Origin of the sequence: Curtobacterium sp. PhB191 (assembly GCF_004346515.1) — a bacterium.
Lineage (GTDB): Bacteria > Actinomycetota > Actinomycetes > Actinomycetales > Microbacteriaceae > Curtobacterium.
Window position 1 is genome coordinate 38,286 of the sequence record NZ_SMBV01000015.1, and the last position, 9,793, is coordinate 48,078.

The following is a 9,793-nucleotide window of genomic DNA, read 5'->3' on the forward strand; positions in this document are numbered from 1 at the left end:
ACCGATGTCCGAGGCGACCAGAACGGCCGAGGCGCGTGGCGCGGAGAACGCACCACACGCCTCCAGGCCGTCACCCCGTTCGTTCCCGTGGGCCGTCCCACCGGGCGCGAGCGACGACGACATCCGCGTCGGACGCCGCCGCTGGTACGCCGGCGCGGTCTTCGCGCTCCTCTGGCAGGTGCTCGAGATCATCGCCGTGTGGACCGACGGCCGGAGCCTGCGCGCACACGTCGTCTCCTCCATCGCCCTCGCCGTCGTCTACGCGGCGTACCTGTTCGCGCCGGAGCTGATGTGGCGGCGGAGCCTGCGCGGCCGGGTGCTCGTGCTCGCCGGAGTCGCACTGCTCGCCGGGCTCCTGCTCTTCGTGGTCGGACCCCTCGCGGTCTGGACCTGGCTGCTCGTCGCTGCGCTCTCCGGATTCGTCGCCGAGCGGTTCTGGGTGGCCGCGGTGGTGGTGCTCGGCATCGTCGGCGCACAGTTCCTCGTCGCGGCGAGCACGGGGTGGGACACCGCGGTGAACAGCGGCATCCTGTTCGCACCGGTCATCACCGTGTCCGTCGGGGCGTCGATGCTGTTCTTCGGCCGGCAACGCGAGGCGGAGCAACGGCTCGGGGTCGCGCAGGACGAGATCACCCGCCTCGCGGTCGTCGAGGAACGCGCGCGGTTCTCCCGCGACCTGCACGACGTGCTCGGCCACTCCCTGACCGTCGTCGCGATGAAGTCCGAGCTCGCCGTCCGGCTGGTGGACGTCGACCCGGCACGCGCGAAGACCGAGATGCAGGACGTCGAACGACTCTCCCGCGAAGCGCTGCAGGGACTCCGACGCGCGGTCAGCGGCTACCGCGAGGCCGACCTCGACGCCGAACTGGTCTCCGCCCGCGCCGCGCTGGCCGCTGCCTCGATCACGGCAGCGCTCCCCGAGGACGGTGAGGCTGCCGGGGACGACGTTCGCAGCCTGTTCGCCTGGGTCCTGCGCGAGGGTGTCACGAACGTCCTCCGGCACGCTGCCGCGAGCCGGGTCCGGGTGACGCTGACCCGGACGGCGCTGACCGTCGAGGACGACGGCACCGGGGTGCTCGCTCCCCCGTCGACCGCGGCCGTGCTCGGTGGGAACGGACTCCGCGGTCTCCGGGAACGCGCGGACGCCGTCGGGGCGGCCCTCACCACCGGCACGAGCGACCTCGGTGGGTTCCTGCTCCGAGTCGAGAGGAGTCCACGATGACCGATCCGATCCGGGTGCTCGTCGCCGACGACCAGGCGCTCGTCCGTGGCGCACTCGCCTCGCTGCTCTCGCTCGAACGGGACATCGAGGTCGTCGCCCAGGTCGCTCGCGGCGACGAGGTGCTCGACGCCGCACGGGCGTCCGGCGCCACGGTGGCCCTGCTCGACGTCGAGATGCCGGGCGCGGACGGCCTGACGGCGGCGGCGACGCTGGCCCGTGAGCTGCCGGCGTGCCGGTCCCTCATCGTCACGACGTTCGGGCGCCCCGGGTACCTCCGGCGAGCGCTCGAGGCCGGGGCCGCCGGGTTCGTCGTGAAGGACACCCCGGCTGAACAGCTCGCCGACGCCGTCCGCCGGGTGGCCGGGGGCTTCCGCGTCGTCGACCCCGTGCTCGCCGCCGAGTCCCTCGCCGCGGGGCCGTCCCCGCTCAGCCCGCGGGAGACCGACGTGCTCATCGCCTTCCGGACGTCGCCGACCGTGGCCGGGGTCGCCGGCACACTGCACCTGTCCGAGGGCACCGTGCGGAACCACCTGTCGTCCGCCATCGGGAAGACCGCGGCGCGCAACGCGACCGAGGCGCTGCGGATCGCGGCGGACAACGGTTGGTTGCTCGGCGCGGGCTAGGCACGGAGGGATACCCCCTCGACCGAGGCGGCACCCGTGGACAAAACGTTCTGCTCCTGGCATGTTAACCACTGAACGTATGGATTTCGGGGTTCAGGATAGGAGCATGTGATGAACAGAATCGGTCAGCAGGCTCGGCGGATTGCTGCCGGCTTCGCCGCAGTGGCCGTCGGCGGGACGGTGTTCCTCGGCGCGATCCCTGCGTATCCCGCTCGAGCACGGCAGCCGCATCATCGCTGACTCTGGCCGGAAGTGGGGCAAGTCCGGCACTGAAGCAGTGACCGCGTGGAAGCCGTACCGGCCGAACCAGCCCGGCAGCGGTGTCGGCTCCGCGAAGACCTACTACGGCAAGTGACACATCGCAGTGGGTGCGAGCAAGTCGCTCGCACCCACTGCGGCGTGAGGAGAAGACGTGACGAAGCGACAGCTCACGGCGACAGCCGGCCTGCTCCTGCTGGCCATGCTCCTGACAGTGCTGATCGGAGTGTTCGACGCTCGTCGACGTGTCATCGCCGCGGAGGGCAACGATCTCCGCACCGGCCAGAGCGCGTGGGTGACCGCGACACTCGACGAACTCAGGCGCGCCCGGGGCACGTTCGAACCGGGAACGAAGGTGTTCGTGGATCTCGAGGATGACGTCCGCGCCGTTGCGATCCTGTCGGGACGGTGGACAGACGTTCCGCTGCACGACGGGCACGCGCTGACCGGGCGTCGCGGCGAAGCTCTCGTCGGCGCTTCCGTCGCCGTCTGCGGCGACAACCTCGTCGTCGACGGCACGACGTACACCGTGGTGGGACGCCTCGGCGTCCGGGCAGACAGTCTGCTGTCCGATGACGTGGTCCTCGCCGATCCGTCGCAGTTCTCGGCATCACCACAGCGGCTGCTCCTGGACGGCCCGAACAGTGTCCGCCGCTACATCGCACAGTTCCCTGGCCGAAGCGTCGAGATCATCGACGACGGCACGAACCGCAGGACGAACGTCAACGCCGTGTCGCCGGTTCTGGTCACGCTCGGCGCGCTCGTCGTCACCCTCATCGCCGTGGTCGCTGGCCTGCAGGCTGGACGATGGGAACTCCGCACCGCCGCCGTCCACTTCACCACTGGGATCCGACCGCTGACGACCCTGTGCAGCGCGACCACCAGAATCAGCGTTGTCAGCGCCGCCGCCTGTGCAACCGCATTCGTGGGCGCGGCAGCCGCGCGGCACACGACCTTCCTCGACCTCGACGTCGCCGTCGCCGTCGTCGCGGTCGGAACGCTCACGCTCGCCGTCTCCGTCGTCTCCTTCTGGCAGGGAAGCCGGCGATGGAACTGCTGAACGACCTCCGGTCCAACTGGACGATCCTCATCGCCAAGATCGTCCTGCTCGTGCTGCTCGCACTCTGCTGGTACAACGTGGCGTCGTTCACCCAGTCCACGTCGCAGGCCGTGGCCCAGGGCTTGTCCGCTGATGCCGACGTCGACCTCTACACGGTGATCGACGATCTCGACCCGGACGCGTTCGAAGCGATCCGACGAGACCAGCACGCGCTCGATGGAGTCGCCTCGTTCGTCGACCGCATCGACGACGAGCCCGGGTTCGACTTCATCTCCTCGTACGACCAACCCGTCACCGTCCAGGACTTCCGCGGCGACGACCGCTTCGACGTTGGTTACGGCACCGAGTACACGCTCAACGGGAAGTACCAGGACGAGTCCGGACGGAGCGTGCAGGACATCAAGTCCATCCAGCTCAACGAGACCGCGTACGAGTTCGCGGGACTCTCCGTGCAGGACGGCGAGCCGATCGAGTGGGCCACCGTCGATTGGGGTTCCGGCCGGATCCCGGTCCTACTCGGCAACGAGTACCGCGGCGTGTACGAACTCGGACAACACCTCACCGGAGCGGTCATCCTGCAGGAGCAGGAACTCGAAGTCGTCGGTTTCCTCGAACCGGACAGCGTCATGTACTTCCGCGGTGAGGCCAACCACTACCTCGATGACACGGTCATCGTCCCCTACCCTCCGGCACTCGCCGGACTCGACCGAGCGGCACTCGACCGGTTGGATCCCGAGCTGTTCGGACGCCTGGTGTTCCAGGTACTCAACGCCGACCTCGCCGTCGATCGCGGCCTCGATTTCGGTGGAGTGGTCGCACGACTCGACGAGATCGGAAACGACACCGGCTTCAGGTCGTACACGTTGCTCGGAGTACCGACCTACCTCGTGCAGCTCTCTCTCGTCCGCCAGCTCATCCAGGACAACCTGGTGCTCGTCACCGCGCTGCTCGTCTCGCTCACCGCGGGAGTGGGCATCATCACGGCGTTCCTCAACCGACTTCTCCATCACCGTCGAGCGCCAGTCGCGCGGGTGCACCATCTCCTCGGAAACAGTCCGAACCACACGAACCGACTGTTCCGCGCAAGCCGCCTCACCGAGTACGCCGCCGCGTTCGGGCTGTTCCTCGCGACCAGCGCGGTGCTCCCCAACGACAGCGCGACGGCTCGATTCGGCGCCGGCACCATCCTCCTGCTCTGGTGCGTGGTGGACGGCGCGGTCAGCCGAGGAGCCGTCCGCATCGAACTGACCACCCAACGCCGAAGAGGTACCCCACGATGATCGCGCTGCGCGACGTCTCGAAGACGATCACCGAGCCCGACGGATCGACCCGAACACTGTTCGACCGACTCGATTTCGACCTTCGCGACGACGATCGGTCAGTAGCCATCACCGGGCGGAGCGGATCCGGCAAGAGCACGCTGCTCCGGATCCTCGCCGGCCTCGACACCGACTTCGGCGGGACCTACGAGCACGACGGGCACGTGCTCGAGCGGACCGCACGCAGGATGGCGGCGCACCGACTCCGACACATCGGCATCGTCACCCAGGATCACAACCTGCTCGGCGACCGCAGCGTGCTCGACAACGTCCGGCTCGGCGTTCCTGCTCGTGCCGGCTCGGCCGCCCGAGCACATGACGCCCTCGAGGCGGTCGGCATCAGTCACCTTGCCGTCAAGCGCCAACGGCGACTCTCGGGAGGAGAAGCGCAGCGCGTCGCGATCGCTCGAGCCATCGCAAAGCGCCCAGCCGTCGTCCTCGCCGACGAGCCCACCGGCGCACTGGACGAGACGACCGAAGACGACGTGCTCGCCCTCTTCGACCGGCTGCAGCAAGCGGGAACCAAGTTCGTGATCGTCACCCACAGTGAGCGCGTCGCACAGCGATGCGGACGTCGATTCCACCTGCAACATGAACAACTCATCGAGTGCAGTACTTGACGGAACCAGAAGCGAAAGGGAGGGAGGTGGGCCCCACCCGCCGGTACCGGCGCACCGCGCCAGCGGGGTGACGGCCGTGCCGGGAGGTGGGCCCCACCCGCCGGTACCGGCGCACCGCGCCAACGGGGTGACGGCCGTGCCGGGAGGTGGGCCCCACCCGCCGGTACCGGCGCACCGCGCCAGCGGGGTGACGGCCGTGCCGGGAGGGACGGTGCCAGCTGGCACCGGGCCTCCCGTCCGTCAGGGGTTGCGCTGCAGAGCCCCGATCACGCGTCCGCCGTGCGGTCGCGTGCGTCCTGACGGATCGCGGAACGCGAGCACCTGCGGCGGTCGACGCTCGTTGGTCCTCCGCAGCAGCTCAGCGTCACTAGGCTTCTCCGGATGTCTTCCAACCCGTTCGGCGAAGTCCCCGTCCTGCCGGTTGCCGTTCCCTTCGGTGTCGTCGTGTTCGTCGTCCAGCTGGCGCTCCTGCTCAGGGGACGGCGCTTCACGTGGCCGCGTGTTGCCGTCGCCGCCGCGATCGCCGTCTATGCCGCGGGGATCCTCGCGAACACGGTCTTCCCAATCTTCCTTTACCCGACCTCGAGCGACGAGCCGTGGGCACCGGCGCTGGCGCTGATCCCGTTCCACGACTACGAGCTCGCGGACGCGCTCACCAACGTGGCGGTGTTCGTGCCTCTGGGCGTCCTCCTGCAGCTCCTCATGCGGCGTCCGCGGTGGTGGAAGGCGCTGCTCACCTCCGCGGCCGTCAGCCTGACGATCGAGCTCCTGCAACTCGCCGCGCAGAAGCTGTTCTCCGGTGGTCACGTCGCTGACGTCAACGACTTCATCTGGAACACCCTCGGTGGAGTCATCGGCTACGCGATCATCGTGTTGCTGACACGTGTCCCGATCGTCGCCGCGCTCGTGAACCGGTTCCGCTGACGCTCGACCGCCGGGGCAGCACGCACCGCATGAACTGCGGAGCGCCGGGCACTCGCGGATCCACCCGGGGCAAGGTCTTGCCCCCGCCCGCAGAAGTGGATAGGGCAAACTTTCAATTCAGGGGCGGAAGGAGAAATCCGGTAGCCGATCCGCCTCCGGACGCCGTTCCGCCCACCAGGGGCAGCAGCGAGGCCGCTCGTCTACTGGTGTCGTCGACGTTCGCGTCGGCGGTGCAATGCGACAACCACCAGCGTCGCGATCGCTGTCGCGGCTGCCACAACGCAAACCTGCGTCAGTACCGGCCATGGGACCAAGTACGGCGCCACCAGAAACGCGGCGCCCGATGCGCCCGCCACGAGCACAGTCAGGATTACAACGGCCGCGACGACGCCGACCGTGCCGAGTGGACGTCGACGCAGGAACCAATCCGGTAGACCCGCCAACGCTCCAGCAGCGAGCCCGAACACGAATGTCGCCGCCGCCGCTCCTACGAGCACCGGGACCATGATCAGGATGAAGGACAACCCACTGGGCGAACGCTCGACAACGGAACCGACGACAACGCCTGCGATCGGGACGGCAACAACAGCTGCGGCTCCCACCCACGCCGTCGTCAACGGCAAGACGGACAGCAACGTCCGACGCCCGGGCGTCCCGCCGGACTCAGTCACCGCCAGGGAACCGGAATCCTCAGAGACCCAAGACATCCATTCACCCTAGGTCGTGCCCGGAGACCAGAGGCACAGACCACCGTGTCGTCTCGATCGCCTACAGCCGATCGCTCAGCGAGCGACTAGAGGGTGATGAACCCCGTCGCCCACGCGACGATCACGCCCACGCCGGCGAACACGGGACTGCTGCAGGTTGGGTTGACTCCTGACCTCTGAGGACTTGGTCCTCGGTGGAAGGATGTCGATCATGGCCAAGCCCTATCCGGAGGAGTTCCGACGCGATGTGGTCGCGGTTGCCCGCCGGGGCGAGATCCCGCTGCATCAAGTGGCGAAGGACTTCGGGATATCTGAGGGAACGGTGACGAACTGGCTCCGCCGCGCCGACGTCGACGATGGCGTCAAGCCGGGCGTCACGACTGTGGAGAACGTGGAGCTGCGAGAACTGCGGAAACGGAACCGGCTACTCGAGCAGGAGAACGAGATCCTCCGCCGTGCTGCCGCGTATCTCTCCCAAGCCCATCTCCCAAAATGATGTACCCGCTGGTCCTTGAACTCGCCGCCGACCGGATCCCGGTCGCGGTGACCTGCCGGGTGTTGGGCTTCACGAAGCAGGCGTTCTATGCATGGCGGAGGAACCCGGTGAGCCGCCGCGATTGGGAGAACGCGCACCTGACCAATGCCGCCGTCGACGCGCACCGCGACGACCCGACGTTCGGGTACCGGTTCATCGCCGATGACCTCCACGCAGCCGGCCTGCTCGTCTCGGAGCGGCGTGTCTGGCGGTTGTGCTCGCAGCAGCGGCTCTGGTCACTGTACGCGAAGAAACGGGGCCTGACCCGGAAGGCCGGACCACCAGTGCATGACGATCGGGTGTGGAGGGCGTTCACCGCTCCGGATCTGGACAAGCTGTGGTTGACCGACATCACCGAGCACAACACGGGCGAGGGCAAGCTCTACCTCTGCGCCGTGAAGGACGCGTGCTCCCGCCGGATCGTGGGCTACTCCATCGACTCTCGGATGCGATCCTCGCTCGCCGTCGCGGCACTGCAGATGGCAATCTCTCGCCGCGACCCGCTCCACACCGTGGTTCATTCGGATCGCGGCAGCCAGTTCCGGTCCAAGAAGTTCGTTCGAGCGCTGTCGGATGCCGGACTGCTGGGGTCGATGGGCAGGGTCGGGGCGTGCGCGGACAACGCGGCAATGGAGTCGTTCTTCGCGCTGCTGCAGAAGAACGTCCTCAACCGGCACCGATGGACTTCTCGTGAGCAACTGCGGCTCGCGATCGTGCACTGGATCGAGGGCACCTACCACCGAAAGCGCCGACAGCGCGGTCTCGGGAAGTTGACGCCCATCGAGTACGAAGCAATCATCAACCCACAGGCAGCACTCGCGGCCTAAACCAACGAGTCAACCCAACCTGCAGCAGTCCCATGGATCCCGATACTGAGCTGTGGCCTGCTCGTTCGCATGCAGCAGCAAATGAGCGTCAGCAGGGTCGAGCATGCCGTTGCGCCGGAGGCCGTTGGCAAGCGCAAACACTCCGGGGAACGTGCCACGTGGGTTCGGGGCTGCGCTTTGATACCGAATGAACAGGGGCACGTCTCGAGGCTAGTGAACCAAGGTCTCGGCCAATATGGAACGGTGCAGCAGATCCCGATCACGGCGCCTGAGGGCGTGCGGTTCGTCCCGGACGATGCGTCGGGCGACGCGGTGCTGGTGATCGCGGGTTCTAGTGGCCGGGTCGATGTCGATCGTGCGCGGGTGTTTGCTGAGCACGGCTTCATCGCGGAGTCCATTCGGTGGTTCGGCGGTCCTGGTCAGCATGCGGGCCCGTGGGAGGTCCCGTTGGAGTGCTTCTTCGACCGGATCGCCGCGCTGGAGTCTGTGAGCGACCGGGTGTGGGTGGTTGGTACCTCGCTGGGAGCCGAGGCGGCGCTGCTGATCGCTGCGCACCTTCCGTCGGTGGCTGGGGTGATCGCGTTCGCGCCTTCAGATGTTGTCTGGTCGTGGACCGACGATGCGAGGACGGAGCGCTCCCACTGGACGCTGGCGGGCAGCCCGGTGCCATTCGTGCCGCTTGCGTGGGGTGGCTACGTGCGTGAGACGCCGCCCAGGTTCCGGCCGCTCTACGAGCAGTCCTACGCGCAGTCACCAGCGCGGGTCGAAGCAGCTGGCATCCCTGTGGAGCAGATCCAACAACTCGTCCTGGTGGCCGGCGGGGACGATCAGGTCTGGCCGAGCAGCGAAAGTGCGCACCGCATCAGTGCTCGGCGGCGGCGTGCGGGCCTCGAGACCACCGTCGTCACCAGGGCGGATGCGGGACACCGAACGATCCTGCCTGGTGAAACGGTCCTTACCGGAGGGCAATCGATGCAGCGTGGTGGGTCCGAGCATGCCGATCGCGCACTCGGTCGAGCTGCATGGGCAGCGATCAGGTTGACAGTCGCCCGGTAGAAGATCGCTAGGCGGTCATTCGGGCTCGGAGCTCTTCTGGCGTCAAGTCGTAGCCCGTCGCACGAGGTCCCGACCAGTTCAGACCTGCGATCAGTCCGTCGCGCTCGATTCCAGGAAGCCATCTGCTCTCGAAATCAGCGCGCGAGATCTCCAGGGGTCGAAATCCCCTGTACGCCGGAACCTGTGCGATGACGTGCTGCGCTCGCGACCGTTGAGACCAGAACGGCATTGCCCGGCGACCATCGGCTGCCTTCGGTGCCGGCACACCGCTGTCGTCTTCGACCGTCCACACCGGGCCGTTGCTGCCGATCTCACGAAAGAACGACGACGCTTGTGCAGCACTGAAACTCACACCACGAAACTAGCGCTGACCCTTGTGCCGATAGCCGATCGTTCAGTGAGACGAGGGCGCCGGTGGTGGTGTCTATGCTGCTGCACGATGTCGACGATCTGCCCGAGCACCTTCGATAGGTGGAGATGTGGCCTGATCCTTGGTCACTCTGGAGAGCACGAGTGTGTCTACGGGAGCGAGCGGGTGCGTTGGAACGAGCGGGCCACAGGTCACGCGCTCCGTGAACGAACTCGATTGCCGAGGTAACTGGCGGCACGTCGGACGTCGCCTGCTTCCCCTCCTCGGAAACA

At 67.5% G+C, this 9,793-nt stretch carries 11 protein-coding genes; 9 read left to right on the forward strand and 2 right to left on the reverse strand.

Translation table 11 applies throughout. The features are described from left to right. Window positions 1-4 precede the first annotated feature (4 nt). The 7 genes from EDF48_RS18200 to EDF48_RS18230 all read left to right on the forward strand — a co-directional run bounded on the left by EDF48_RS18200 (window position 5) and on the right by EDF48_RS18230 (window position 6,026). Entirely contained in the window at window positions 5-1,222 is a 1,218-nt protein-coding gene (locus EDF48_RS18200) for a sensor histidine kinase (RefSeq protein ID WP_131881799.1), read from the forward strand. Further along, on the forward strand, window positions 1,219-1,845 hold the full coding sequence (locus tag EDF48_RS18205; protein WP_123673513.1) for a response regulator transcription factor: 627 nt from the start codon (window positions 1,219-1,221) through the stop codon (window positions 1,843-1,845). The genes EDF48_RS18200 and EDF48_RS18205 overlap by 4 nt, the downstream gene beginning before the upstream one ends. Before the next feature lie 142 nt (window positions 1,846-1,987). Further along, window positions 1,988-2,200 carry a hypothetical protein gene (locus tag EDF48_RS18210; RefSeq protein ID WP_131881801.1) on the forward strand — a complete coding sequence of 71 codons (213 nt, stop codon included), beginning with the start codon at window positions 1,988-1,990 and terminating at the stop codon, window positions 2,198-2,200. A gap of 57 nt (window positions 2,201-2,257) precedes the next feature. Beyond that, complete coding sequence (locus EDF48_RS18215; RefSeq protein ID WP_131881803.1) at window positions 2,258-3,163, forward strand: hypothetical protein; 906 nt, start codon at window positions 2,258-2,260, stop codon at window positions 3,161-3,163. Further along, complete coding sequence (locus EDF48_RS18220; RefSeq protein ID WP_131881805.1) at window positions 3,151-4,443, forward strand: hypothetical protein; 1,293 nt, start codon at window positions 3,151-3,153, stop codon at window positions 4,441-4,443. The genes EDF48_RS18215 and EDF48_RS18220 overlap by 13 nt, the downstream gene beginning before the upstream one ends. Further along, window positions 4,440-5,102 (forward strand): ATP-binding cassette domain-containing protein, encoded by a 663-nt coding sequence (locus EDF48_RS18225; protein ID WP_131881807.1) that lies wholly within the window; start codon window positions 4,440-4,442, stop codon window positions 5,100-5,102. Before EDF48_RS18220 ends, EDF48_RS18225 begins: the two co-directional genes overlap by 4 nt. Window positions 5,103-5,483: 381 nt before the next feature. Next, window positions 5,484-6,026: a VanZ family protein gene (locus EDF48_RS18230; protein ID WP_131881810.1), complete on the forward strand. Its 543-nt coding sequence runs from the start codon at window positions 5,484-5,486 to the stop codon at window positions 6,024-6,026. 200 nt (window positions 6,027-6,226) lie between these two features. Here the strand turns inward: EDF48_RS18230 and EDF48_RS18235 are convergent, their stop codons facing one another. After that, the gene (locus tag EDF48_RS18235; RefSeq protein ID WP_131881812.1) at window positions 6,227-6,733 is read right to left on the reverse strand and encodes a hypothetical protein; all 507 of its coding nucleotides are present in this window, start codon (window positions 6,731-6,733) and stop codon (window positions 6,227-6,229) included. Between the two features lie 211 nt (window positions 6,734-6,944). Between EDF48_RS18235 and EDF48_RS18240 the strand changes: the two genes are divergently transcribed. Continuing rightward, window positions 6,945-8,095 (forward strand): IS3 family transposase gene (locus EDF48_RS18240; protein ID WP_243698149.1). Its coding sequence is split into 2 segments (ribosomal slippage): window positions 6,945-7,212 and window positions 7,212-8,095, totalling 1,152 coding nucleotides; the frame shifts between segments, so codons are not numbered across the junction. A gap of 243 nt (window positions 8,096-8,338) precedes the next feature. Continuing rightward, window positions 8,339-9,151 (forward strand): acyl-CoA thioester hydrolase/BAAT C-terminal domain-containing protein, encoded by an 813-nt coding sequence (locus tag EDF48_RS18245; RefSeq protein WP_165932467.1) that lies wholly within the window; start codon window positions 8,339-8,341, stop codon window positions 9,149-9,151. A 7-nt stretch (window positions 9,152-9,158) separates the two neighbouring features. On the opposite strand, the gene EDF48_RS18250 is transcribed toward EDF48_RS18245, so the two are convergent. Beyond that, window positions 9,159-9,503, reverse strand: a complete 345-nt coding sequence (locus EDF48_RS18250; protein WP_131881816.1) for a DUF2750 domain-containing protein — start codon at window positions 9,501-9,503, stop codon at window positions 9,159-9,161. Window positions 9,504-9,793 lie beyond the last annotated feature (290 nt).